Origin of the sequence: Paraburkholderia acidisoli (genome assembly GCF_009789675.1) — a bacterium.
Lineage (GTDB): Bacteria > Pseudomonadota > Gammaproteobacteria > Burkholderiales > Burkholderiaceae > Paraburkholderia > Paraburkholderia acidisoli.
This window is the reverse complement of the sequence record NZ_CP046914.1, coordinates 1,167,784-1,193,210: the sequence shown is the minus strand read 5'-3', so window position 1 is coordinate 1,193,210 and position 25,427 is coordinate 1,167,784. Positions and strand designations below refer to the sequence as shown.

Annotated in this window: 23 protein-coding genes; 9 read left to right on the top strand and 14 right to left on the bottom strand. The window is 64.2% G+C overall.

From position 1 onward, the window contains the following. Positions 1-188: 188 nt before the first annotated feature. The gene (locus FAZ98_RS19435; RefSeq protein ID WP_158952967.1) at positions 189-1,598 is read right to left on the bottom strand and encodes a DUF2252 domain-containing protein; all 1,410 of its coding nucleotides are present in this window, start codon (positions 1,596-1,598) and stop codon (positions 189-191) included. A gap of 485 nt (positions 1,599-2,083) precedes the next feature. Between FAZ98_RS19435 and FAZ98_RS19430 the strand changes: the two genes are divergently transcribed. Next, positions 2,084-3,061: a 2-dehydropantoate 2-reductase gene (locus FAZ98_RS19430; RefSeq protein WP_158952965.1), complete on the top strand. Its 978-nt coding sequence runs from the start codon at positions 2,084-2,086 to the stop codon at positions 3,059-3,061. Between the two features lie 115 nt (positions 3,062-3,176). Here FAZ98_RS19430 and FAZ98_RS19425 read toward each other — a convergent pair whose 3' ends face one another. Together FAZ98_RS19425 and oxlT are read right to left on the bottom strand one after the other, a co-directional pair. Beyond that, the gene (locus tag FAZ98_RS19425) at positions 3,177-4,190 is read right to left on the bottom strand and encodes a LysR family transcriptional regulator (protein ID WP_407672080.1); all 1,014 of its coding nucleotides are present in this window, start codon (positions 4,188-4,190) and stop codon (positions 3,177-3,179) included. A 16-nt stretch (positions 4,191-4,206) separates the two neighbouring features. Beyond that, positions 4,207-5,547 (bottom strand): oxalate/formate MFS antiporter, encoded by a 1,341-nt coding sequence (oxlT, locus tag FAZ98_RS19420; RefSeq protein WP_158952963.1) that lies wholly within the window; start codon positions 5,545-5,547, stop codon positions 4,207-4,209. A 380-nt stretch (positions 5,548-5,927) separates the two neighbouring features. Between oxlT and FAZ98_RS19415 the strand changes: the two genes are divergently transcribed. Then, positions 5,928-6,872 (top strand): LysR family transcriptional regulator, encoded by a 945-nt coding sequence (locus FAZ98_RS19415; RefSeq protein ID WP_158952961.1) that lies wholly within the window; start codon positions 5,928-5,930, stop codon positions 6,870-6,872. A gap of 69 nt (positions 6,873-6,941) precedes the next feature. Here the strand turns inward: FAZ98_RS19415 and FAZ98_RS19410 are convergent, their stop codons facing one another. The 6 genes from FAZ98_RS19410 to FAZ98_RS19385 all read right to left on the bottom strand — a co-directional run bounded on the left by FAZ98_RS19410 (position 6,942) and on the right by FAZ98_RS19385 (position 12,234). After that, positions 6,942-7,919, bottom strand: a complete 978-nt coding sequence (locus FAZ98_RS19410) for a hypothetical protein (protein ID WP_158952959.1) — start codon at positions 7,917-7,919, stop codon at positions 6,942-6,944. Positions 7,920-8,035: 116 nt separating this feature from the next. Beyond that, positions 8,036-8,851 carry a fumarylacetoacetate hydrolase family protein gene (locus FAZ98_RS19405; protein WP_158952957.1) on the bottom strand — a complete coding sequence of 272 codons (816 nt, stop codon included), beginning with the start codon at positions 8,849-8,851 and terminating at the stop codon, positions 8,036-8,038. Positions 8,852-8,994: 143 nt separating this feature from the next. Beyond that, on the bottom strand, positions 8,995-10,242 hold the full coding sequence (gene frc / locus FAZ98_RS19400) for a formyl-CoA transferase (protein ID WP_158952955.1): 1,248 nt from the start codon (positions 10,240-10,242) through the stop codon (positions 8,995-8,997). 707 nt (positions 10,243-10,949) lie between these two features. Further along, positions 10,950-11,678 (bottom strand): GntR family transcriptional regulator, encoded by a 729-nt coding sequence (locus FAZ98_RS19395; protein ID WP_158952953.1) that lies wholly within the window; start codon positions 11,676-11,678, stop codon positions 10,950-10,952. Then, a complete protein-coding gene (locus FAZ98_RS19390; RefSeq protein WP_158952951.1) occupies positions 11,659-11,880 on the bottom strand; it encodes a hypothetical protein in 222 nt (73 codons plus the stop codon). Before FAZ98_RS19390 ends, FAZ98_RS19395 begins: the two co-directional genes overlap by 20 nt. 39 nt (positions 11,881-11,919) lie before the next feature. Then, complete coding sequence (locus FAZ98_RS19385) at positions 11,920-12,234, bottom strand: hypothetical protein (RefSeq protein WP_158952949.1); 315 nt, start codon at positions 12,232-12,234, stop codon at positions 11,920-11,922. A gap of 202 nt (positions 12,235-12,436) precedes the next feature. Between FAZ98_RS19385 and FAZ98_RS19380 the strand changes: the two genes are divergently transcribed. Continuing rightward, a complete protein-coding gene (locus FAZ98_RS19380; RefSeq protein ID WP_158952947.1) occupies positions 12,437-12,880 on the top strand; it encodes a DUF2917 domain-containing protein in 444 nt (147 codons plus the stop codon). 135 nt (positions 12,881-13,015) lie between these two features. Here the strand turns inward: FAZ98_RS19380 and FAZ98_RS19375 are convergent, their stop codons facing one another. Next, entirely contained in the window at positions 13,016-14,179 is a 1,164-nt protein-coding gene (locus FAZ98_RS19375) for a porin (protein ID WP_158952946.1), read from the bottom strand. 576 nt (positions 14,180-14,755) lie between these two features. Between FAZ98_RS19375 and mprF the strand changes: the two genes are divergently transcribed. Both mprF and FAZ98_RS19365 read left to right on the top strand, forming a co-directional pair. Continuing rightward, complete coding sequence (gene mprF / locus FAZ98_RS19370; protein ID WP_158952944.1) at positions 14,756-17,362, top strand: bifunctional lysylphosphatidylglycerol flippase/synthetase MprF; 2,607 nt, start codon at positions 14,756-14,758, stop codon at positions 17,360-17,362. Continuing rightward, positions 17,359-18,777, top strand: a complete 1,419-nt coding sequence (locus FAZ98_RS19365; RefSeq protein WP_233272744.1) for a virulence factor family protein — start codon at positions 17,359-17,361, stop codon at positions 18,775-18,777. Before mprF ends, FAZ98_RS19365 begins: the two co-directional genes overlap by 4 nt. Positions 18,778-18,885: 108 nt before the next feature. Here FAZ98_RS19365 and FAZ98_RS19360 read toward each other — a convergent pair whose 3' ends face one another. From FAZ98_RS19360 to FAZ98_RS19345, 4 genes are all read right to left on the bottom strand, one after another. Then, positions 18,886-19,152, bottom strand: a complete 267-nt coding sequence (locus FAZ98_RS19360) for a cupin domain-containing protein (protein ID WP_158952943.1) — start codon at positions 19,150-19,152, stop codon at positions 18,886-18,888. 125 nt (positions 19,153-19,277) lie between these two features. Beyond that, positions 19,278-20,879, bottom strand: a complete 1,602-nt coding sequence (ahpF, locus tag FAZ98_RS19355) for an alkyl hydroperoxide reductase subunit F (protein ID WP_158952941.1) — start codon at positions 20,877-20,879, stop codon at positions 19,278-19,280. A 162-nt stretch (positions 20,880-21,041) separates the two neighbouring features. Continuing rightward, complete coding sequence (gene ahpC / locus FAZ98_RS19350) at positions 21,042-21,605, bottom strand: alkyl hydroperoxide reductase subunit C (RefSeq protein ID WP_158952940.1); 564 nt, start codon at positions 21,603-21,605, stop codon at positions 21,042-21,044. Between the two features lie 389 nt (positions 21,606-21,994). Then, positions 21,995-22,903, bottom strand: coding sequence for a LysR family transcriptional regulator (locus FAZ98_RS19345; protein ID WP_158952938.1), 909 nt, complete (start codon positions 22,901-22,903; stop codon positions 21,995-21,997). A gap of 123 nt (positions 22,904-23,026) precedes the next feature. Between FAZ98_RS19345 and FAZ98_RS19340 the strand changes: the two genes are divergently transcribed. From FAZ98_RS19340 to FAZ98_RS35955, 4 genes are all read left to right on the top strand, one after another. Next, complete coding sequence (locus FAZ98_RS19340) at positions 23,027-23,752, top strand: pirin family protein (RefSeq protein ID WP_158952936.1); 726 nt, start codon at positions 23,027-23,029, stop codon at positions 23,750-23,752. Positions 23,753-23,847: 95 nt separating this feature from the next. Then, positions 23,848-24,261: a DoxX family protein gene (locus FAZ98_RS19335; RefSeq protein WP_158952934.1), complete on the top strand. Its 414-nt coding sequence runs from the start codon at positions 23,848-23,850 to the stop codon at positions 24,259-24,261. Positions 24,262-24,442: 181 nt separating this feature from the next. Continuing rightward, positions 24,443-25,000 (top strand): FUSC family protein, encoded by a 558-nt coding sequence (locus FAZ98_RS19330; RefSeq protein WP_158952932.1) that lies wholly within the window; start codon positions 24,443-24,445, stop codon positions 24,998-25,000. 282 nt (positions 25,001-25,282) lie between these two features. Further along, positions 25,283-25,414 (top strand): hypothetical protein, encoded by a 132-nt coding sequence (locus tag FAZ98_RS35955; protein ID WP_267904839.1) that lies wholly within the window; start codon positions 25,283-25,285, stop codon positions 25,412-25,414. The last annotated feature ends 13 nt before the right edge of the window (positions 25,415-25,427 follow it).

The following is a 25,427-nucleotide window of genomic DNA, read 5'->3' as shown; positions in this document are numbered from 1 at the left end:
CGCTTCACTCCGCCCCCTTCGAACGTTTGCTCTCGTACGATTGTACCGGCGAGGCGAAGCGGGCATGCGCAGGTCAAAATTCCGCGTCACGCGCGCCGCGAGCGCGAGAAGCCGCACGAAAAGCGGAACGTGCCGAAGTCGGGCGTCCGTCGAACACCCACGTCGAACGCTTGTTCTGGACGCGGCGATCAAACCCGGAAGTCGGCGGCCATGTCCTCGTCGCCGCGCGCCACGATCTCGCCCTTGCGCGCGGCTTTCACGAATGCTTCGTAGTCGCGCTCGACCTGATCGGCATAGGCGAACGCATAGCTCACGAGCGCTTCGGCGAACTGGTCGCTCTTGCCGATATACGCGCCGATCTCGATCGACGCGTTGCCCGACTTCGCATGCGCGCGCGCCATCGCCCATCCGCACAAGCGCGCATACCCCGCGAGCAGCGTGCTGTCGAGCAATTCGAGTTCGACCGAGAGCTTCATGTCGCGCAACTGGCGCACGTAGAAATGACGTCCCGAAGGTCCCGTGGTCCAGCCGAGAAAGATGTCGCTCGCCGCCTGCAACAGGCGTTGGCCTTGCACGACGCGCGCGCCTTCGTGCTTGCACTTCTGCGACTTGTAGTACTGCGCAACGACCGACGCCCTCGCTTCTTTCACCTGCAGGAACAGCGGCTTCTCGTGATGGTCGGTGAGCAGCATCACGAGGCAGCGCGTACCCACGCTGCCCACACCCACGACCTTGAAGACGAGATCCTGCATCGCAAAGTGTTCGAGCAGTTCGCGCCGGTCCGCCGCCAGCGTCTTCAGGTAGTCCGCGTACATCGGCTCGATCAGCTTCTTCCAGTCGCCGAGCGCGAACCAGTCGTCCTCGGGTTCGAACAGCGTGTTCGCGCCGTGCATGTGAAAGAGCGCGGGCGGCGCGTCGCGTATGGTCCAACGCTCGCCGTCGCGCGCCGCGAGCTTTTCCAGCATGCTCTCGTGCGTGCGGCCCGCGGCCTTGTCCATGCCACGCCGCAGCAAGCGCCGCCCTTCCGGCGTAAGCGCCGTTTCGATCATGCGGTCGAACGTGATGCGGTCGTACCAGAGATCGAGCGCACCATATTCGGCGTATTCGCGCGTGCGATCGCGATAGCTGTTCACGGCCGTCATCACGAGTTCCTCGGCCACGCCGCGCGAGTAGCGCATGTTGCGCGCGGCCACGACGAGACTCGCCACCAGCCGCTTCAAGTCCCATTCCCACGGGCCGGGCGCCACTTCGTCGAAGTCGTTGAGGTCGAATACGAGTTGACGCTCGGGCGTGGCGAACGCGCCAAAGTTGAGCAGATGCGCGTCGCCGCAAATCTGCATGGCCATGCCGGTGTTCGGCACGTGCGCGAGGTCGTGCGCCTGCAAGACCGCGCTGCCGCGAAAGAACGTGAACGGCGAAACGATCATGCGCCCGTAACGCAGCGGCACGAGATTCGGCACGCGGCCTTCGCTGTTCTTCTGCAGCAATTCGAGCGGATCGCGCTTGAGGTCGCCGGTTTCCTTGTGACTCGAACGCCTGGCGCGCTCGCGCGCGGCGCGCCCCGCCGCTTCACGTTCCGCGATGCTTTTCCCGTTCATGACTTTCTCCGCGTGGTGTCTGTTGTCGTGGGATATTGGCATTGGTTCTGCATGAGCGCGGGCCGCCGCGACCGACCGCTGCCGGTTTCGAGGCGCCGGTCGCGGCACGGTCAGCGTATTTAAGCGCGTGGCTTCCTTTCACGCAAGCGCGCGCCGGTGGCATGCATGCCGCGTGCATCGACGGGTGAAGCCAGCGTGATCGTCGCGCTTGCACGCGAGCCTTCCGCAATTCGTCGATGTCGCGAGGCGAGCCGCGGCGGCGCAGGTCGGCGGGCGCGTTTGGCTTGCCATCGCGCATAAACTCACACGCTTTATCCATAAGCTTCCCTGCATGATTTTGGCCAGAAACTTTAACTGTCGTTAATCATCGGCAGACCCTATGCTCGAATCATCGTCCATCGACTCGGCGAACGGGCTGCCTTTCCCCTATGCCCGCGAACACGCCGCACGGGACACGCGGTTTTCAACGTCATTGGGGTATCAACATGAAGATCTGCATCTTTGGAGCGGGCGCGATCGGCGGCATGATGGGCGTGCAGCTCGCGCGCGCCGGCGCCGACGTGAGTTTCATCGCGCGCGGCCCTCATCTCGCCGCCATGCGCGAAAACGGCGCGCGCCTGCTGATGGATGGTGAGGAATACGTAGCGAACGTGCGCTGCACGTCGGACCCGCGCGAGCTGGGCGTGCAGGACGTGGTGATCGTCACGCTCAAGGCGCATTCGGTGGCGGCCGTGATCGACGCGATGCAGCCGCTCATCGGCAAGCACACTGCCATCGTCACGGGCACGAACGGCATTCCCTACTGGTACTTCCATCAGCATGGCGGCAAGTTCGCGGGCACGCGGCTCGAGAGTATCGACCCGGACGGCTCGCAATGGACACGCCTCACACCCGAGCGCGCGATTGGCTGCGTGCTGTACCCCGCCGCGGAAATCGATGCGCCGGGCGTGATCCGTCATGTCTACGGCAAGAAGTTTCCTATTGGCGAACCCTCGGGCGAACGCACGCCGCGCATCGTGCAGTTGCACGACGTCATGCAGGCAGCGGGTTTCGAAGCGCCGATCCGCGACAACATTCGCGACGAGATCTGGCTCAAGCTCTGGGGCAATCTCTGCTTCAACCCGATCAGCGCGCTCACGCACGGCACGCTCGACGTCATCACCTCGGACCCGGCCACGCGCGCCGTCGCTCGCACGATGATGCTCGAAGGCCAGCGCATTGCCGAACGCTTCGGCGTGAACTTCCGCGTCGACCTCGAACGCCGTATCGACGGCGCCGGTGCCGTGGGCGCGCACAAGACCTCGATGCTCGTCGACCTGGAACATCGGCGGCCGATGGAGATCGATCCGCTGCTCACCGTCGTGCAGGAAATGGGCTTGCTGATCGGCGAACCCACACCCACCATCGACACGGTGCTCGCGCTCGTGAAGCAGCGCGAACGCATGGCATTGCAAGCCGCCTGAGCGTGGCGAGGTTGCAGTCGGGCGGCCGTGGGGCCGCTCTTCTTTTTGCTCCCCTCAAATGAAAAACGGATCGCGAGAATGAGCGATCCGTTTTTCATTGGGCGACGACTCAACGCTATTCCACGCGCGCGTGCGAACTCGTATCGACGATACGCGAGCGGCGCGACCCGCTCAACCCTTCGCACGATGCTTCGGCATCCGAATGATTGGCCTGCGCGCCGTCGTTGACGAACTGCGACCATGCCGCTTGCGCCGAAGGCCGCAACGAGCGGTGGCGGCGGCGCACCAGCATCGTCGTCACGCTGACAACCGGATGCAGCACGCGCGTGACAAGCGCGCCGCCGGGCGCCGGCCAGTGACACGCCGCGCGCGAGCCTTCGCTGCACACCGGCAACACGCCGATACCCATGCCCAGCTGCGCCATGCGCGTCACGCCTTCCACGTGCGCGAACTCCTGCAACGGACGCCCTTCGGGCCGCAGGCCCTCGAGCGCGCGCTGCACGGCCTGACGGCAGCCCGCGTCGCGATTGAGCGTGACGAGCGGCTCGCGCGCGAGATCGTCCCAGCGCAACGCGCCTTGCAACGCGAGCGGATGTTGCGTGGGCAGCAGCGCGCACAAGGGCGTGGCCGAGAGCGGCTGCACGTCCAGATTGCCGCTCGCGAACGGCACGCTTTCGGCAATCACGCCGAAGTCGGCTTCGCCCTGCTCGACGGCCTGCAATACCGCGGCTTGCGGCAAATCCTGCAACTGCAGCGTGAGCGAAGGAAACGCGGCGGCGCAGCGCGCGAGCGCGGCGGGCACCCACGTGGAGGACAGCACGGGATTGCTCGCCACCAGCACGACGCCGCTATGCGCCTGATGCGCGTCGCGGCCTTCGCTGAGCGCCATGTCGATCTCGTCGAGCAGGCGCCCGATGCGCCGCTCGAAACCGCTGCCCGCGAGCGTGAGTTCCACCTGGCGCGTGGTGCGATCGAACAGTTTCAGTTCGACCGCTTCTTCGAGTTCGCGCACGCAGCGGCTGACGGCCGACTGCGTGAGCCCGAATTCGCGGGCGGCGCGCGTGAAGCTGCGTGCGCGCGCCACCGCGACGAACACCTTGAGCTGCTGAAGCGATACGTTCATCGACATGGCAAACTCGCGCGCCTCACTCGCCGCTTTGATTGGTCCAGTGATGCAGGCCCGCGCCCGTATTCGCCGCCAGCGTGACCGACGGTTCGCTGTTCTGCTGCGCGCTGTTTTGCTCCATGAGACGCTGCCGCATGGGCGCAATAATGAACTTGGCGCTGATGCCCGCCGCGATCGTGATGACTGCCGCCGCGATGAACACGGCGCTCCAGCCGCCCGTGGCCGAAAGCACGGATGCCACCGGTACGAGCAGTGCGGCCGTGCCCTTCGCCGTATAGAGCGTGCCCGCATTCGACGCCGCATACTTGCTGCCGAACGTGTCCGCGCAAATCGCCGGGAAGATCGAGAAGATTTCGCCCCAGAACAGGAAGATCAGCGCGGCGAACGTCATGAACGCATAGGGATTCGTGCCGAACTGCATCATGCCGAGCAGCGCGAGCCCTTCGCCCACGAAGATGATGAACATGGTGTTTTCACGGCCGATCTTGTCGGAGATAAAGCCGCACAGCGGACGCGTGAAGCCGTTGCAGATGTTGTCGATGGAGAGCGTCAGCGTGAGCAGCGGCAGCGTGGCGCCGAACACCGTCATCGGCAGACGGGCGAGGCCCCAGTCCTTCGCGATCGGCCCGATCTGCGCCGTGGCCATCAAGCCGCCCGCCGCCACCGCCACGAACGCCGCATAGATCACCCAGAACACGGGTTGCTTGACCATTTGGCCCGGCGTGTAGTCGACCCGCGTGACCATGCGGCGGCCCGCGACAGGACGCGCCACCGGCTTCACGAGCAGGAACGCGAGCACCAGAATGGCCGCGCCCTGCAAGATGCCGAAGAAGAAGAACGTGTGCTCGTAACCCGAACGCGTGATCATGTTCGCGATGGGAATCACGGTCACGGCCGCGCCCGCGCCGAAGCCCGCGGCCGTGAGACCGGCGGCGAGACCGCGACGGTCCGGGAACCACTTGAGCGCATTACCGACGCAGGTGCCGTACACGCCGCCCGCGCCAATGCCCGCGATCACCGAGGCCGCGTACAGCATCGGCAGCGTAGTCGCATACGAGTTGAGCACCCAGGCGAGACCCGCGCACACGGCGCCGCCCGCCACGACCGGGCGCGGGCCGAATTTGTCGACGAGCCAGCCTTCGATCGGTACGAGCCAGGTTTCGGTCAGAATGAAAATCGAGAACGCCAGTTGAATCGATGCTTCGCCCCAGTGATGCCGTGCATTCATGGGCGCGACGAACAACGTCCACGCGTACTGCAAATTGGCAACGAGCGCCATGCATAGCATGCCCACCACCAGTTGAAACCAGCGGTTCGTCCAGAACGGACCGCCTTCGCTCCTCTGACTGATTGCATTCATCTCGCTTGTCTCCGCTATCCATTCATTGCGACTGGCGTTATTGCCCGTCTGCATAAATTTCGGCTTATGGTTTTAATCGTCCGATCGCTGCAATCCGTTTTTTAATCGCCCGATGATTCAAAACTTTCTGGAAATTCGAATTGAAATTCGTCGATCCGTACTCGCCCGGCTGAAACGGAAGATCCCTGAAAACTGCTTGAAACAAGGGCTGTCATGCGTGTTTGCCCTTATGAAATCGCACTTCCAAAGCGTTAACCCGAAGTTGCCGTAAAACGTGGCAGGGCATGCTTCCGCCTTTCAACTCATGCTAGGGTGATTGCTGAATTACTCACAATTAAAGTTTGTTATTATGAGGATTCACGTTCCTTTATGGATCGCTCATGACAATGCGAAACGCCACGCTACGACAGCTGAAAGTCTTCGAAACCGTAGCGCGCCATCTCAGCTTTTCGCGCGCGGCGGAGGAGCTTCATCTCACGCAGCCGGCCGTTTCCACGCAGGTGCGCCAGCTCGAAGAGCACGCGGGCCTGCCGCTCTTCGAGCAACTCGGCAAGAAGATCTATCTCACGCCCGCCGGCACGGAAATGCTGCACTACAGCCGGGCCATCATTCAGCAGTTCCATGAAGTCGACGAGGCGATGAGCCAGCTCAAAGGCGTCTCGGGCGGCAAGCTCAACGTGGCCGTCATTAGCGCGGGCGACTACTTTTTCCCGCGTCTGCTCGCCGAATTCACGCGCCGCTACAAGGGCGTCGAACTCAATCTTTCCGTTCATAACCGCGAACAATTGCTGCACCAGCTCGCGACCAATCAGACCGATCTCGCGGTGATGGTGCGCCCGCCGCACGCCACGGACGCCATCAACGAACCGTTCGCGCCGCACCCTTACGTGATCGTCGCGGCGCCCTCGCATCCGCTTGCGCACAAGCGCGGCATCAAGCTCAGCACGCTCGCCAACGAAGCGTTCATCGTGCGCGAACGGGGCTCCGACACGTGGAATTCGATGGAGGAAGGCTTCGCGGGCAAGATCACGAACCTCAAGATCGCAATGGAGATCCAGAGCACGGAAACGATCAAGCAAGCCGTGATCGCGGGCATGGGTATCGCCTTTCTCTCAGCGCATACGATCAGCCTCGAGTTGCAGGTCGGGCACCTTGCGGTGCTTGACGTGGAAGGCTTTCCCGTCATGCTCAACTGGTACGTGGTGCACCGCAAGAACAAGCGGCTGCCGCCGGTCGCGCTGGCGTTCAAGCGCTTTCTCATGGAAGAAGGCGCGCCGCTCATCGAACACATCACGCGCGTGTCTCAAGCGAGCTTGCATAAATAGATCGTTATGTAAGGTAGCGTATCAATTCAGGATGCCTGATCATTGGCGGCGAGCGGCCGCGAAAGCCGCTCAATCCGGCGCCTGGCGCTGACGCGGTGCGCCGCGACGGCTGCTGCTACGGCGTCGCCGGCGGGGCGTTTCCTGAGCCGTATGGAGATGCGCGCGCCGCGCGCCGCCATTCGAATCGTCGATATCGGGGAGCCATGCGGGCGCGAACGTCCCGCCGCCGCACGCCGCGACGAGCCATTCGTCGGACACATCGGCAAAACTCGCCTGAAAGGCGGTGCGCCAACGTTCCTGCAGCGGCTTCGCTTTCATCCGCAATCGCAAGCGGCGCGAATGGTGCGTGCCGCTCATCAATCGCGCGCCGAGTGCCGCGCCCAATACGCTTGCGCCAATCAACACCGACACACCGAATTCCGGCCGCGCCTGCGCGCTCACGAACGCGCATCCAAGCGCAATGCCGAGCGAGAGTGCAATGCCATACATCGCCGCGTCGCCGCGATGGAAAGCGATGCGCGCGCCCCGATGCGGTATTCGCCTTGACCCGGCGAACACGCCGAATGCGCCGCCAGCGAGCACCGCGCTCGAGGCCACGGCGGCGAAGAGCGCGACGCGCGCGCCCGCGGCGAGCTCCGGGCGTAGAAAGAACAGCACGAACGCGCCCGCGATCACGCTGCTACTCAACGCACCGGCGCAGCGCGCGACGGCGCGCACGCGCCGGGTGAAATCGAATCGGCTCGCGTAGATCAACCCCGCCATCGCGCCCGCTTCCACCGCAATCGACGCCTGGATCGCATGCGCGCTGCACCCCGCGATCACGCCGGGGGGCGCCGTCAACAGCAACGCGAAGAACAGGGCGAGAACGAGGCGCCGCCTGCGCGATGCGTCACGCTCGTCGGCGGCACTCGCGCAGCGTGGCGCGATCCGCGCACGGGCCCAGGGCAACGGCGCGCACGCCGCTAATTGTGCAAATGCACAGATCAGCCATGCGAAGGTCGCGCCGCCGCCCAGCCACGCCAGGTCGACAGCCAGTTGCTCCGGCATCTCTCCTCCTCGTGCGCGACGCGTCGTTGCCGACGGCCTTCGCGCGCGGTTTGCGTTTTTATCCGCTCGACTTCAGGCTCACCACCTTCTGACTGCGTGACGACGCACTCGCGCCGCTAGCCGTTGGCGCTTTCTTCCGCCGCCATCGACGCACGTTCTTCGCGCGCGGCGGCCAACGTGTTGATGAGCGTGCCGATGCCCTGGATCGTTACGTCGACGGTCGCGCCATTGCCGATCGAGCCCACGCCCAGCGATGTACCGCACGCGATCACGTCGCCGGGTTCGAGCGTGAGATCCTGCGAAATCAGGCTCACCTGCTGCGCGGGCGTGAAGACCATGTCGTCGAGCGGATAATTCTGCCGCTCCACGCCGTCGAGCCGCGTCACGACGCGCGCATGCTCCCACTCGAAACCCGACACGATCGCCGGGCCGAGACAACAGAACGTATCGAACCCTTTGGCGCGGCACCATTGCGGGAAGTGCGGATTCTCGGTGATGAGACCGGCCGCCGTGACGTCGTTGACGATGGTGTAGCCGAAGATCGCGGCCTCGGCTTCTTCGAGACTCGCGTCGCGGCAACGCTTGCCGATCACGATGCCCAGCTCGCCTTCGAACACGATCTTTCCCGCATAGTGAGCAGGACGCCGGATCGGCTCCGACGAACCGATCACCGAAGCCGCCGGCTTGATGAGAAAGAGCGGATGCTCGGGCACGGGCTTTTCGAGCTTCGCGGCCAGCGCGTGAAAGTTGTTCCAGAGCGCAACGACCTTGCCGGGCGCGCACGGCGCGAGCGGCGTGAGCGCACGCAGCGAGAGCACCGCGCCGGTCGGTATTGGTTGATCGAGTCCTTCGTACTCGTGCAGATAGCCACTCTCGACGCGACCGAACACGATGCTGCCGTCGCTCGCCATCAAACGCATCCACGTCTCCATGTTTCGCTCCTTCGTTGCCGCGCGGCGCGTAGGTTCGCGCTCTCGCGGCCTCGTGATTCGTTAGTTTTCCGTCGCGTATCGCGCGCTTCGTTGCCGTGTTGTCGCTTCGTTGCCAATGCCCCGGCGAAACGAATACGCGCCGCTCACACCGCGCCTGCCGAATGCAACGCGACGATTTCGTCGTGCGTGTAGCCGAATTCGGCGAGCACTTCGTCGGTGTGCTCGCCGAGCAGCGGCGAGCGCGTGACATCGGTCGGGCTGTCCGAAAGCTTGATCGGATTACCGACGGTGAGATACGAGCCGCGCACCGGATGCTCGACTTCGACAATCGTGCCGCTCGCGCGCAGCGACTCGTCGCCGGCGATTTCCTTCATCGAGAGAATCGGGCCGCACGGAATGTCGTAGCGATTGAGCACGGCCATCGCCTCGAATTTCGTGCGATGCATGGTCCAGTGCTCGATCTCGGCAAAGATCTCCTTGAGCCGCGGCAGACGTGCGTTCGGCGTGGCGTAATCGGCGTGTTCGATCCACTCCTCGCGGCCGATCAGCTTGCAGATGCGGTCCCACACCGGCGCCTGCGCGATGAAATAGATGTACGCGTTCGGGTCCGTCTCCCAGCCCTTGCACTTGAGGATCCAGCCGGGCTGACCGCCGCCCGAGGCGTTGCCCGCGCGCGGCACGGCCTCGCCGAAGCCATCGTTCGGGAATTGCGGATACTCCTTCATGACGCCGGTGCGATCGAGACGTTGCTGATCGCGCAGCTTCACGCGACAAAGATTGAGCACGCCGTCCTGCATGGCCGCGAGCACCTTCTGGCCGCGCCCCGTGTGCGTGCGCTGATACAGCGCCGTGACAATGCCGAGCGCGAGATGCAGACCCGTGCCGCTGTCGCCGATCTGCGCGCCGGAAACGACGGGCGGGCCGTCGTCGAAACCCGTGGTCGAAGCCGCGCCGCCCACGCATTGCGCAACGTTCTCGTAGACCTTGCAGTCCTCGTACGGGCCGGGGCCGAAGCCCTTCACCGAAGCGACGATCATGCGCGGATTGAGCGACTGGATATGCTCCCAGCTGAAACCCATGCGTTCGAGCGCGCCGGGCGCGAAGTTCTCCACGAGCACGTCGCAATCGCGAATCATGCGCTCGAGCACGCGCTTGCCTTCGGCGTTCTTCGTGTCGAGCGTCAGCGAGCGCTTGTTGCCGTTGAGCATCGTGAAGTACAGGCTGTCCGCGTCGGGCAGATCGCGCAGTTGCTCGCGCGTGATGTCGCCACCGCCTACACGTTCGACCTTGATCACATCCGCGCCGAACCAGGCGAGCAACTGCGTGCAGGTGGGTCCCGACTGCACATGCGTGAAGTCGAGGATGCGCACGCCATTCAATGCCTTGCCCATGTCATGTCTCCTTATCTAAATCGTGGCCGGGCGAGTTTTCGAAAATCGGTGGGGTTGCGTGGGCAGCGGCTGTCGCGCGATAGCGCGGGATCTGCGTCCTTGAGCAATACGGTATGTGATATATCACAACGAGGCAAGAGGGGATTTGCCCATCGATTGCGGCGTAAAAATCGGGGGCGCGGCTTATTGCGTATAGGTTTGCGGCGCACTGGAATGTTTTGACGCGACGCACACGAGGGAAAACACCGAGCGCTTTGACCCGCTGATATGCCAGATGTGGTGTGAAAGATTGCCGGTTTGGAGTCGGCGAGAGGTGGGAACGCGATTTCTCTGACGGAAATTGATGCGCATAAAGTTTTTGGGGCGCCAGCGGGCTTAGGCGGAAACGCGCCTTGGCACGACGGTGGTCGACGTCGTTGGGGCGATCGGGGGACCAACGAGGCCGCCGAAGCCACCGAAGCCACCGAAGCCACCGAAGCCACCGAAGCCACCGAAGCCACCGCCAATGATGACGCCGTAAACGCAAAACGGGAGACCTCATCGGTCTCCCGTCTTCGCATTCGAACGTAGCGCTGACTCCGTCGCCGAGCCCGTTTTCTCGGACGATTGCCATGCAATGCCCGCCCTGCCGCCAATGCCCTCGCCACGCTATTCCCAACTTCAACGCTTAACGCGCGGACGTTCGCAACGTCACGCTCACACGCTCGTCAGTCGAGAAAATCGCAGTTCTTCTCGACGAACACGGCCAGATCGAGCGAATGCTGGCGCACCAGCCGCTCCGCCAGCTCGGTGTCGCGCTGTTCCAGCGCCTCGATGATGCGCAGATGATCGACGATCGAACGCGAGGCGCGATCGCTCTGCGAAATCGTCATGCGGCGAATGGCTCGCACGTGCACGAAGATGTTCTTGATGGTGTCCAGGATGATCTGCGACTTCGACAGCTCGACGATCGCCTGATGGAACGCGATGTTGGCGTCCGAGTATTCGGCAATATGCTCGGCCGGCGTGCTGTCGCGGAAATCGTCGAACATGTGGCGCAGACGCGCGATTTCGTCGTCCGTTGCGTGGATCGTCGCGAGGCGCGCGGCCATGCTTTCGAGCGCGGCCCACATCTGGATCATCTCGACGATCTCGCGCTTGTTCTTGCGCACGATATAGATGCCGCGGCGCGGCACCATGCGCAGGAAGCCTTCCTGTTCGAGCAGCGTCATCGCCTCGCGCACCGGCGTGCGACTCACGCCCAGCGACTCGCTGAGCACGCGCTCGTCCAGGCGAATTTCCTCGCGCGACTGATAGATGTCGGCGTCGGCGATAGCCTGACGCAACATCGCATAAGCCTGATCGCGCAAGCTCAGCGTGGCGTTGATGGGTTGCAGCGCCAGCTTGAGCGGCGCGGCTTCCCGTGTGGCGACTGCTTCAGTGTGTTCTGACGACATTCATTGCCTCTTTTCCGACCTGCGGACCGAATTGCGCGCGATACGCCGGCCGCAAGCGCGGCGCTTCGCCCAACCCGACAAACCGGCCGTGCTGCGCCGCTTCAATCGCCTGAAGCGGCAGCCACCTGGCGATGATGGCGGTGGCGGCAGCGCCCAAACCCACGACAGCTGCCCCGAAGAGTGCGAGAGAAACGAAATCCATTTGAAGCTCCGCATGATTGAGTCATCGAATGACTCAATCCTATGCTGCGTCGCCACAAAAAGCAATATTCTGTATGTGATATATCACAAGCAGTCGTTTCTCTACAACACTCCACGCCACGATCGCATTGGATCCCGTCAGTTTCCCAATATATGGAAAGCGCGAGCCGGTTTGCCTGAAAACAATCAATGCTAGATAGAAACGGGGGTTGTCGGCAAGCGCGCGGCGTTCCGTCTGACGCTTCAGCGAACGAAACATGGCGATATCACCAATCCACCGACCGTTTCCGTCGATGCGATTTTCTCGCCGCTTCGATTGACAGCGCCCGCGCGCTGCCCGCACACTCGACAACATGCACACCGCCTCCACCCTCCCCGTCGTCGTCAACACGACAAAACATACGTGGCATAACCACATGGGTTATCCACGGGGATGGTGTGCGTACTAGCCGTTAGCAGTCTGTCGTCACGCAAACCACAGCCCCGCCGGCATCGCGGGGCTTTGTGTTTTTTGGGTGGCAGCGCTCCGTTCGTCGGCTCCTATCATGGAGAAAACGATGGATGACGCCTCACAAGCTTCCCCTCAGCCCGAGTCTTGTCGCGCCGCGCCCGCGACCGGCTTCGATCGCGCGCCGCCCGCGCGCCCGAGCCTCGAAAGCGATCGCTTCGATCACCCTTTGCCCGCGCAATCGGTGCATTTCGCCGTGCCGCCCATGCGCACGCTCACGTTGCGCGTCAAGGCGCCCGCCGCCGTGCGCGTGCATGGCGCCATCGTCTGGATCACGCGTGCGCGTTCGCCCTACGACCATTGGCTGCGTCCCGGCGACACGCTGCGGCTCGAACGCAACGAGCGCATCTGGCTGAGCACGGAAGCCGCGACGCCGGCGCGCGTGACGATCACGACCGCCTGGCAGCCGCCGTTTGCGAAGTTGCGTCGATGGGGCGAGCGCGTGGCCGTGCGCGTCGCGAAGCTGGCACTGCGAAGCTCGCAGGAAGCGTGAAGCGGCGCGGGCACGCGATGTCGATAGCGGTATCGACATCGGCGCAATAGAAAACGCCGGATGGGCCCGCTTGCAACGGCGAGCCATCCGGCGTTTTTCATCGCGATACTGCAACGCGCCAGACCCGGCGCGCGCTCAGAACTTGTGCCGCAGCCCGAGATTCACCATCGTCTGGTTCGACGTGCCCGAGTAGCCGTACGAGCCGATCGACGCTTCGGCCGGCATCGCGCCGCCCGCGCCGTCGCCGGTCTCGCCGCTCGCGTGCTGCCAGCCGGCGGTCATGTAGAGATCGGTGCGCTTCGAGAGGTTGTAGTCCGCGCCGATCGACACCTGATGGTAGTTCGCGGAAGTGTCGCCGTTCGCATGCGTGTAGCTGTAGCCGAGTCCGAGCAGCAGCGCCGGGCTCAGCTGGTAGTTCATGAAGCCCTGGCCGGTGTTGTAGCGCTGCGTGTCGCGGAACACGGAGCTGGCGTCGGGGGCGTACTGCGCGTTGCTGTAGCCGAGCCCGAACGTGAATTGGCCAAGCTGATACTGCGCCGCCGCGCGCGCGATTGACAGCGAATGCGCCGAGGCATAGCCGCTGTTGACCGGGCCGTCGAAGGTGCCGTCCGAGGTGCTCGCCCAGCCGTCGGTGCGCAGCGCGCCCAGCGCCTGGCTGTTCGCCGCGTAGAAGTAGCCGCCCGCGAGCGCGAACGGTCCGCTGGTGTAGGCGACGGCCGCCGAGTACGACTGCTCGGAACCGGTCGAGCCCGCGATGCCGCCGAACGAGTACATTGCCGAGGCCTGCAGACCGTTCCAGTTCGACGTGGTGTACTTGACCGCGTTGTTCACGCGAAAACTGTTGTCGTAATTGTCGACGTCGCCAGCCGTCGCGAAGACCGAGCCGAAATAGTTGTCGGCGGTGATGCCCTGCACGAGGTCGATGAGCGGATCGTACTGGCGCCCCAGCGTGAGCGAACCGTATTGTTCGGCGGTCAAGCCGACGTACGCCTGGCGGCCGAACAACCGTCCGCCCTGCGCCAGCGCGCCATTCGACGGATTGAAACCGTTTTCCAGCTGGAAGATCGCCTTGAGACCGCCGCCCAGATCTTCGGCGCCCTTCACGCCCCATCGCGAACCCGAGAGATTGCCATAGCTCGAATTGCCGAGCGTCCAGAGATTGCTGCCGCCCGAGGCGTGATTCACATAGGTGATGGACGTGTCGATGGTGCCGTACAGCGTCACGCTGGTCTGGGCATGGGCCGCGCCGGCTACCCCGAGCGCGGCGAGCGAGAAGGAAGTCAAGGCGAGTCTTTTCACGTCGTTCTCCTGGCGCAGTAAAACAACTCTTGACTCCAAGGAGACTAAACCTCCGATCGGGCGTTGTAAAAGAATTAAATCGGCTGTCTCGGAATAGTGACAATCGTGTTTCAAATAAGGGCCGATCCGCAATGGGGCATTCACGCGACAGCTGGAACAATGCCCGTTGCCGCTGGCGGAATCCCCCGCCCAGCAAGGCTTGCGGCGCCCGCATGAGTTAGCGCTTCCCTTAATTGTCGCGTAATGCACGCATCATCATTTCGCACGCCCGGTCGATTAAATCGTCGAAAAGAAATTAGCTAACGTCATGGATCGACCACGCGTGAAAGCGCTGAATTCGGCAATTTTTCCCGCTTTTTCGCGGCTTCATTCGTATGAGTGCTGAACCGTATCAAGCTTTATTGCATACGGCCGTCAACCAGCAGGTAGGACCGTGCGTTTTTTAACAAGTCCTTTACCAAACGATTACGTTCCGCCCGATTGCCGAACGAACGTAGCGAAAAAAACGCGTTGTCGCCGCCGGGGAGAATCCAGGCTGGCGAAACGGCGACATCGCAGAGTCACCAGGCCAGATCCATGTCTCAATCGCACCCTTCGCGCGCAGCGCGCGCCCTCGCGGCGCTGCGCCGTCGCGCCGACGCCTTGCCCTTGCAGCGCTGCGTCGCGCCTGCGTTAGCCATCGGCATCTGCGGACTGCTGCTGCTCGTGTTCCAGCACCTGTCGCGCGCGGTCAACTACAAATCGGTCATTCACCAACTCTGGCTGCTCGCCCCCGCCCAATGGAGCGGCGCGCTCGCGGCCACGGCCATCAGCTTCGTCGCGCTCGCGGGCCGCGACGCCGTCGGCCTGCGCTACCTCGGCATGCGCGTCTCGCGCGGCGCGCTGTGGACGGGCGCCATCGCCGGATCGGCACTCGGCAACGTCACGGGCTTCGGCGCGCTGACGGGCGGTGCGGTGCGCTGCCGCGTCTACGGCGGCGCGGGCGTCACCGCCGCGCAAGTGGGCCGCATGACCGCCTTCACGAGCGTGACGCTCGCCGCCGCCACCGCGCTGATGACGGCGCTCGGCATGGTCGGCGCGGCCGATACGCTCTCCGGCCTGCTGCATCTCTCGCCGCTCGCGCTGCGCTGCATCGGCGGCGCGCTGCTCGCCGGCGGCGCCTTGCTGATCGCGCTGTGCCCGGCCAAGGCGCGTGAAATCGCGCCGTTCAACCGTGCATGGCTGCGCTTCGACGTGCCCGCGCGCCGCGACCTCGTCGCGCAATTGCTGCTGGCCGCCGTCGACGTGGTCGGCGCGGGCCTCGCGCTCTGGGCCGTGATGCCGCACGGCGAGATCGGCTTCACCGACTTCCTGACCGTGTATTCCGCGGCCATGCTGCTCGGCCTGATCGGCCATACGCCCGGCGGGATCGGCGTGTTCGAAGCGGCCATGATCTACGCGCTCGGGCCGCACGTGCCCACCTCGGACGTGTTCGCCGCGCTGCTCGCCTATCGCGCGATCTACTTCGGCGCGCCGCTGCTGGTGGCCGCCGCCGTGCTCGCCGTGTTCGAGGGCCGCGCGCTCAAGTCGCCGCTGGGTGCACGCTTCGCGCGCCGCGCCGACGGCGTCTCGCAACTCGCGCCGCTGTTTCTTGCGATCGTCACCTTCGTCACCGGCAGCATGCTCGTGATCTCGGGCGCGACGCCCGCATTCTCGAAGCGCATCGCGCTGCTGCAAACCTTCCTGCCGCTGTGGGTGCTCGAAAGCTCGCAGTTGATGGGCAGCCTGCTCGGCGTGCTGCTGCTGTTCGTCGCGCGCGGTCTGCTGCGCCGGCTCGACGCCGCGTGGTGGCTGGCGCTCGCCATCGCCGTGACCAACCTCGCGCTGTCGCTGGCGAAAGGTCTGGCGTTCGTCGAAGCGGGCGTGCTGTGCGTGCTGATCGTGCTGCTCCTCGCCACGCGCAAGCGCTTCAATCGCCATTCGTCGCTGTTCGCCGAGCGCTTCACGCCCGCGTGGCTCGCCTCGGTCGGCTGCGTGATCGCGCTGGCCGTCTGGGTGATGCTGTTCGCGTTCCGCGACGTGCAGTATTCGCAGCACCTCTGGTGGCAGTTCGCGTTCCATAGCCGCGCGCCGCGTGCGCTGCGCGCGACGCTCGGCGCGGGCGTGTTCGCCGCCGCGCTGGCGTTGTGGCAGTTGCTGCGTCCGGCCGCGGGCCGTTTCGTGATGCCCCCGAGCGAAGACCTCGCGGAAGCCGCGCGCATCGTGCGTGCGCAGGAACGCAGCGACGCCGGCCTCGCGCTGATGGGCGACAAGAGCTTCCTGTTCTCGGCCTCGCGCAGCGCGTTCCTCATGTACGCGAAGCGCGGCCGCACGTGGGCGGCACTGCACGATCCGGTCGGGCCGCGCGAAGAATGGCCCGCGCTGATCCGCGAATTCGTCACGCTCGCGCACGCGCACGGCGGCCGCGCCGCGTTCTACCAGGTGCGCGCCGACGCCCTGCCGCTCTACCTCGACGCCGGTCTCACGCTGATGAAGCTCGGCGAGGAAGCGCGCGTGATGCTCAAGGAATTCGACCTGAAAGGCCCGCAGCGCGCGCATCTGCGTTATGCGCTCAAACGCGGCGAACGCGACGGTTTCTCGATCGAGCACATCGTGCCCGCGCAGATGAGCGCAAGCCTGCCGGTGTTGCGCACGATTTCCGACGCCTGGCTCGAAGACCGCGAAGCGCGCGAAAAGAGCTTCTCCGTAGCCGCGTTCGACGACGACTACCTCGCCCCGCAATCCGTGCTGCTGGTGCGCCAGAACGGCGAGCCACTCGCCTTCGTCACCTTCATGACCACGGACCTGAACACCGACGCGACCGTGGGCGTCATGCGCCATCTGCCGTCGGCCTCGCCGTATGCGATGGAGTATCTGTTCACGCAGCTCGCGCTGCATCTCAAGGACGCCGGCTACCATTCGCTCTCGCTCGGCATGGCGCCGCTCTCGGGCATGGGGCCGTCGCCGCTCGCGTCGTCGTGGCATCGGCTCGCGGGCTTCATCTGGCGCTTCGGCGGCCGTTTCTACAATTTCCGGGGACTGCGCGGCTTCAAGAACAAGTTCGCGCCGCGCTGGGAACCGCGCTATCTGGCCGCTTCGGGCTCGATCAGCGTGTTCATCACCCTCGCCGATCTATCGTTGCTGGCAGGAGGCTGGCGCTCATGACTCACCGTAATTTCACGCTGCCGCGCGCTGCTTGCGCGGCAGTTGGCGCCGCTTTGCTCGCGATTTGCGCAATCCCGCCGGCCAACGCCGCTTCCACGTTCCCATCGGCTTCGAACTCGAACGCGGCTTCGGCTGCCGTCGCGACTTCGACTTCGGCGTCGACATCAGCCAAACCCATGCTCGTGCCCGGCGGCCGTTATGGCGAGGTTGCCGTGACCAAACCCACGGGCGAGATGCGCGGCTTCGCCGTGCTGTTTTCCGCCGATAAACACTGGAGCGCCGCCGATCAAACGCGCGCCACGGCGCTCGCGCACCACGGCGCGCTGGTCGTGGGCGTGGACACCGAGCAATACGCGACCAAACTCGCGGCCGATAAAACCGAGAAGTGCCACAACCTCTATAGCGATGCCGAAGCGCTGAGCCACCAGCTCGAGCGCCAGCAGGGATCGAGCGCCTACTATGCGCCGATCGCGATCGGCAGCGGCGAAGGCGCGCTGATCGCGCAACGCATGCTCGCGCAGGCGCCCGCGAACACGATGGCGGGCTCGGTATCGCTCGATCCCACCGAGAAGCTCGACGCACGCTTCGCGCCGTGCGCCGCCGACCCCACGCTCTCACGCGGCCACGGCCTGCCCGGCTTCTTCGAGCAAGGCGTGACGACGAAGGACGCGCACGTGGCCGCGCCGCTGCAGGCGTTCGCGCCCGGCACGCCGGACGCCGACAAGCTCGTGGCGCTCACCGCGAACCATCTGCGCGTCCAGACCGAAAGCGAAGACGACGTCTCGGATCTGCCGCTCGTGGAACTGCCCGCCGCGCATCCGAGCGACATGCTCGCCGTGGTGATCTCCGGCGACGGCGGCTGGCGCGATCTCGACAAGACCATCGCCGAAGCGCTGCAAAAGCAAGGCGTTTCGGTGGTCGGCTGGGACGCGCTGCGTTATTTCTGGAGCGAAAAGACGCCCGCGCAAACGAGCCACGACCTCGCGCGCGTGCTGAAGACCTATAGCGCGCGCTGGCACACGCAGCACATCGCGCTGGTCGGCTACTCGTTTGGCGCCGACGTCATGCCATTCGCCTACAACCGTCTGCCCGACGCGTTGCGCGCGAAAGTCTCGTACATGTCGCTGCTCGGCTTCGCACCCGACGCCGACTTTCAGATTCGCGTGACGGGCTGGCTCGGCATGCCCGCGAGCGACCAGGCGCTCAAGGCGCGCCCGGAAATCGCGAAGGTGCCGCCTTCGATCGTGCAGTGCATCTACGGCGCGGAAGAAACGGAAACGCTGTGCCCGTCGCTCGCGAACACCGGCATCAACGTGGTCAAGACCAAGGGCGAGCATCACTTCGACGGCGACTACAACGCGCTGGCCGGGAAGATCATCGAAGGGTGGAAGAAGGAGATTGCGGCGCGGGGGTGATTGATCTTCAGCTCACGCCGTTCTGTAAAAAAGCCATGTGTCGAGCAACACATGGCTTTTTCTTTTGGCCCGATCAAACTCGCGCCAGAAGGTATGGCGCGGCTCGAATTACCCCTTCCGTCCCGCCAGATACTGCACGCCCTCCGCACCATAACGCTCGAAGTGCGGCGTGTTGGCGGGCAGATGAAACACGTCGCCCGGGCGATACACGGTCTCGGCGCCATTCACGCTGATGCCAATCTCGCCGCTGAGAATCAGCGCCTTCGCCTCGAACGGGTGTGTATGTTCGTCCATCGTGCCCGCCTCGCGCTTCACGAGCACCGGTTCCGGAAAACCCTCGCTGGCGAGGGTGCGAATGAAAGTCTCGCGGTCCATGGTCGTCTCCCTTTTCTGCTCGAATCTGGTTCGAACGATAAGCCCACACTACGCCAATTCTAAAAGGCGAAAAAAACGCCGGCTCGAAGGCCGGCGTTTTTGTCATCGGCAATCTGCCCGATGGATCAGGCCACCGCGGTGGCGGCCTTCGCGTCTTCTTCCTGCTCCACCGACGAGCGAATCAGGTAATCGAACGCGCCGAGCGATGCCTTCGCGCCTTCACCCACGGCGATCACGATCTGCTTGAACGGCACGGTCGTCACGTCGCCCGCGGCGAACACGCCCGGCACCGACGTTTGCCCCTTCGCGTCCACTTCGATCTCGCCGTGCTTCGAAAGCGCCACCGTGCCCTTCAGGAACTCGGTGTTCGGCACGAGACCGATCTGCACGAACACGCCTTCGAGTTCGAGGTGATGCTTCTCGCCCGAGGAGCGGTCGAGGTAGGCGAGACCCGTGACTTTCTGGCCGTCGCCGGTGATTTCCGTGGTCTGCGCGTTCACGTGCACCGCGACGTTCGGCAGGCTGCGCAGCTTGCGTTGCAGCACTTCGTCCGCACGCAGTTGCGCGCCGAATTCGAGCAGCGTGACGTGGCTCACGATACCGGCGAGGTCGATCGCCGCTTCCACGCCCGAATTGCCGCCGCCGATCACGGCCACGCGCTTGCCCTTGAACAGCGGGCCGTCACAGTGCGGGCAGTACGCCACGCCCTTGTTCTTGTACTCCTGCTCGCCCGGCACATCCACGTTGCGCCAGCGCGCGCCGGTGGCCAGCACCACGCTCTTCGCGCGCAGCGTCGCGCCGCTTTGCGTACGCACTTCGAAGCCGTTGCCCACCGGCACCAGCGCTTCGGCGCGTTGCACGTTCATGATGTCGACTTCGTAAGTGCGCACGTGCTGCTCGAGCGCCGTCGCGAACTTCGGTCCTTCGGTTTCCGTCACGGAGACGAAATTCTCGATCGACATCGTGTCGAGCACCTGACCGCCGAAACGCTCGGCGAGCACGCCGGTCTTGATGCCCTTGCGCGCCGCGTAGATCGCAGCCGCCGCGCCAGCGGGGCCACCGCCGACGATCAGCATGTCGAAAATGTCCTTCTGGTTCAGCTTTTCCGCCGCGCGCGCCGAAGCGCCCGTGTCGAGCTTGGCGAGAATTTCTTCCACGCCCATGCGGCCCTGGCCGAACACTTCGCCGTTCAGGTAGATCGTGGGCACGGCCATGATCTTGCGCTTCTCGACTTCGTCCTGATTGAGCGCGCCGTCGATGGTGACGACTTGCACGTTCGGATTGAGCGTCGCCATCGCGTTGATCGACTGCACGACTTCCGGGCAGTTCTGGCACGTGAGCGACATGTAGATTTCGAACGCGAAGACGCCCTCGAGCGACTTGACCTGCTCGATCGTGTCTTGTTCGAGTTTCACCGGGTGACCGCCCACTTGCAGCAGCGCGAGCACCAGCGACGTGAATTCGTGGCCCATCGGGATACCCGCGAACGTCACCTGGACGTCGGAGTTGGCGCGCTTGATGTCGAACGAAGGGAAACGCGCGTCGCCGGCAGCGGCGCCACGGCGTTCTTCGTACGAGATGCGGCCCGAGAGCGAAGTAATGTCTTGCAGCAATTGCTGCAGTTCCTGCGACTTCTCACCGTCGTCCAGATACGCAACGATCTCGATCGACTGCGTGACTTTTTCCAGGTAGCTTTTGAGTTGATCTTTGAGGTTAGCGTCGAGCATGGCTTTTTTTTCCGGCTAGAGAAGAAGCGGGGAATACGGGGTACGGCACGGGGTCATACGAGAGGCGTTGCGTCCGGGCCGCACGCCGCGTGGGCGCGGCCCGGATTTCCTGCTTATCTACCGCGTTGTGCGATCAGGGCGATCGCACTGATCCTGCAACGCTTAGATCTTGCCGACGAGGTCGAGCGACGGCTTCAGCGTTTCTGCGCCCGGCGTCCACTTGGCGGGGCACACTTCGCCCGGGTGCGATGCCACGTACTGAGCGGCTTGCACCTTGCGCAGCAGTTCCTTCGCGTCACGGCCGATGCCGTTGTCGTGGATTTCGCACAGCTTGATCTCGCCTTCCGGGTTGATCACGAACGTGCCGCGCAGTGCCAGACCTTCTTCTTCGATCATGACGTCGAAGTTACGCGTGATCGCGCCCGTCGGGTCGCCGACCAGCGGGTACTGGATCTTGGCGATCGTGTCCGACGTGTCGTGCCATGCCTTGTGCGTGAAGTGCGTGTCGGTCGACACGCCGTAGATCTCAACGCCCAGCTTCTGGAATTCTGCGTACTGGTCGGCCAGGTCGCCGAGTTCCGTCGGGCACACGAACGTGAAGTCAGCCGGGTAGAACACGACAACCGACCACTTGCCCTTCAGATCTTCATTCGAGACCGGAACGAACTTGCCGTTGTGGTAAGCGGTGGCGTTGAACGGCTTGACTTGCGTGTTGATGAGAGACATGCGTTGATTCCTCGCTCTGGGTTGAAAGGGTATGGACGAAGGTTACGGGAACCGCGTCCGTTTGAAAAATTGGTTGCTTTGATCGCCGGTATAAACCCTGCCTATCAGGCCCCATAGCTTTCTTCGAAGCCCGCCAGACAAGGCTTTGGCGCCGCATCGAGCGGCCCGAGCAACCTTCGGGGCGGTGAGCATACAACGAAACTGCGACATCGCGCCCCATGTTCCGCCCGTTTTTATGCTGCGGTGCGCAAGGCTCGGCAACGCCGCATGGGCTGAGATCGCCGTATTGTCCGGCGGTTCCGTCACCCTGACCCTAACCGCCGTGCATGTCCGTTAGATGATGGCGCCATGCGCACAACGCAAGGTGCGAGCGGCCGTTTGAGGGTGCGTCAAAGCGCGCCACCGCGCGCCCTGGCCACGCGCGCCGCCAGTTGCTCGCGCAAATAGTGCGTGAGCGCGCGAATGGTCACGGACGCCTCGCGATGCTGCGGATACACCGCGTGCAGCGCGTTCGGCGGCGGCATGAAGGGCTCCAGCACCTCCACGAGCAAGCCGGCATCCACCGATCCGGCCACGATGAAGTCGGGCAGATAGCAGATGCCGAGACCCGCCACGGCCGCGTCGCGCAGCACTTCGCCGTTGTTCGCCCGCATCGGCCCATTGATTTCGAGCGACGTGCGCTGGCCATCGACCATGAATTCCCACGGCGCGCGCCCCTGCTGCCCGTAAGGCAGGCACGCGTGCTGGGCCAGATCGGCGGGCGTCTGGGGCGCGCCGCGCCGGCGCTTGTAACCGGGGCTGCAGCACGCCAGCATGCGCACGTCGATGAGTTTTTGCGCCACCAGCGAAGAATCCGCCAGCCGCCCGATGCGCAGTGCCATGTCGAAACCCTCGCCGATCACGTCCACGGTGCGGTCGCTCAGGTCCATGTCGAAGCGCACGTCCGGGTGCTCGCGCAGAAACTCCGCGACGAGCGGCGACAGATGCGCCATGCCGAACGACATTGGCGCACTCACCTTGAGCAGGCCGCGCGGCTCGCTGCGCCGGTCCGACATGGCCTGCCCGGCCTCGGCCACGTCGGCGAGGATGCGCTTCGCGCGCTCGTAGAACTCCTGGCCGAGATCGGTCACGGCGAGCTTGCGCGTGTTGCGCACCAGCAGCCGCGCGCCGAGATCCGCCTCCAGCGCGGCCACGCGGCGGCTCACGAACTGCTTGGAAAGCCGCAGGCGATGCCCGGCGGCCGTGAAATTGCCCGCATCCACGGTGTTGACGTAAATGCGCATGTCGTCGAGCTGCATGTTGATTGTCCACTTATACGTGACGGTGAGTCGTATTTTAGTGCGATTCAACGCGAAATGATTGACCTAGAATTCAATCCATCGCAGCACTGAACGAAACAACGAACCCACCGGAGAGAAAACATGATCGAACTTCGCAAAGCAGACCAACGCGGCCGCGGCGAACACGGCTGGCTCAGCTCGCGTCACACCTTCTCGTTCGCGAACTATTACGACCCGAAGCAAACCGGTTTTTCGGACCTGCTGGTGATCAACGACGACCGCGTCGCTCCGGCGCGCGGCTTCGGCAAGCACCCGCACCGCGACATGGAAATCTTCTCGTACGTGCTGGAAGGCGCGCTCGAGCACAAGGACTCGATGGGCACGGGCTCTGTCATCGTTCCTGGCGACGTGCAACTGATGAGCGCCGGCACGGGGGTGGCACACAGCGAGTTCAACCATTCGGCCGATAACCCGGTGCACTTCCTGCAAATCTGGATCGCACCGAACGAGAAAGGCGCGCAGCCGCGTTATCAGCAGAAGAACATTGCGGACGCGGAAAAGCGCGGCAAGCTGCGCCTGATCCTCTCGCCGGACGGCGCGAACGACTCGCTGCTGCTGCGTCAGGACGCCCGCGTCTACGCCGGCCGCTTCGACGGCGCGGAAACCGCGAAGCTCGAAGTGGCCGCCGACCGTTACGTCTATGTGCACGTGGCGCGCGGCAGCGTGACGATCAACGGCGTCGAATTCGGCGAAGGCGACGGCGCACGCCTGCGTTCGGAACGCGAGCTGACCGTCGCGAACGGCCACGACGCGGAAGTCCTCGTGTTCGATCTGCGTAATATCGAAGTGTCGGAACTGTTCTCGTAATCGATCACGACAGACGACCCATCACAGACGGACCGCGCACCCAACGGCGCGCGGTCCGTCTGCAAACAATCAAGAAAGCATTTCGGAGAATCACCATGCGATACAACCTGTTCGGGCAAGGCAACGACGTCGTCCTGCTGGTCTCGCGCGTCCTGCTCGCGGCGCTGTTCGTGCTGTTCGGCTGGGCCAAGATCACGGGCTTTTCCGGCACCGTCGACTACATGGCGCACGTGGGCGCGCCCGCGCCCATGCTCTCGGCCGTGATCGCCGTGGTCATGGAATTCGTGGTTGGCATTCTGATCATCGTGGGCTTCTACACGCGGCCGCTCGCCGTGCTGCTCGCGCTCTACACGATCGCCACCGCGATCATCGGCCATCACTTCTGGAACATGACGGGCGCCGACCAGATGGCCAACATGATCAACTTCTACAAGAACGTGAGCATCGCGGGCGGTTTGCTGGCGCTCGCCGTGACGGGCCCGGGACGCTTCTCGATCGACAGGAAGTAAGCGCTGATCCGGAGCATTCGGCAGGATTTCGCGGATAACACGCGGCGCGATGCGGCAACGGCATCGCGCCGCTTTCGCGCAGGGTTTGCCGTGTGCGAGCGCAACCACGCGCGATTCGAAAGCGGCGCTTGTTATGCTTGGCGGCGCGACCTTCCCTTCACGCCCGACGCCCCGCTCCGCAATGTCCGACCCGCAAGACAATCTATACACGTATCTCACCTCGCTCCAGCAAGCGGCGCTCGGCGCGCTCAAGCGTCTGCCGCTCAAGAGCCGCGCGGCGCAAGGCACGTTGATGGCGCTGCGCGCGGTGTGCGGCGCGGGCCTCGCCTACGCCATCGGTCACGCCATGCACACGCAGCAGGCGTTCTGGGCAGCGATCACGGCAATTGCCGTCACCCAGCACGATTACGCCGATACCGTGGCGCAATCGCGCGACCAGATCATCGGCGCGGTGGCGGGCGGCGTGGTGGGCTTCGCGGCCGCCACGCTCGGGCCGGAAAACCTCGCGGCGTATCTGGTGGCGGTGAGCGTCGTCATCATCGGTTGCTGGTGTTTGCGCCTGAGCACGGCGGCGCGGCTCGGCGCGATCACGACGACCATCGTGATGCTCGTGCCCGCGCAGGGGCCGGTGTGGGACGTGGCGCTGTTTCGCGTGGCCGAAGTCGCTATCGGCATGGCGTGCGCGGTGCCCGTGTGCTGGATCTTCTCGTTGATCGAGCGGCGCCTTCTGAGTACCTGACGGTATTCGAATACCCACCGGTTTCTCAACTGCACCGAAATAAATCATCTCCGCCTGATGCGCAATCCGGGGCGCGAGCGCTGCGATAATAGGGACGTTGTCGCGATGCGGCGCGTGGGCGCAGCCCCGTGCCGAAATGCCCCCGCGAGCGCGAAATCGTGCGACACTCGCGAGCCGCGCCGGTTTGCCGTCTGCAAAACCATCGGCAGATTTTTCCGGGCGCAGCCGATTTCCATCGCTTAACCGCATTACGTCAACCGCTTCGCGCGCGCAACGAACCCTATGAACACCACCACCCGTCCCGACGCTTCGGCCAACCCGCCTGCCCGCAAGTCCATCACGCTGCTGCAGATGCTCACGATCATCGGCCTCGCCGGTGTGGCCGGCTCGCTGCTGTTCCGCTACTTCCTGTAAGCAGGGCGCGTTC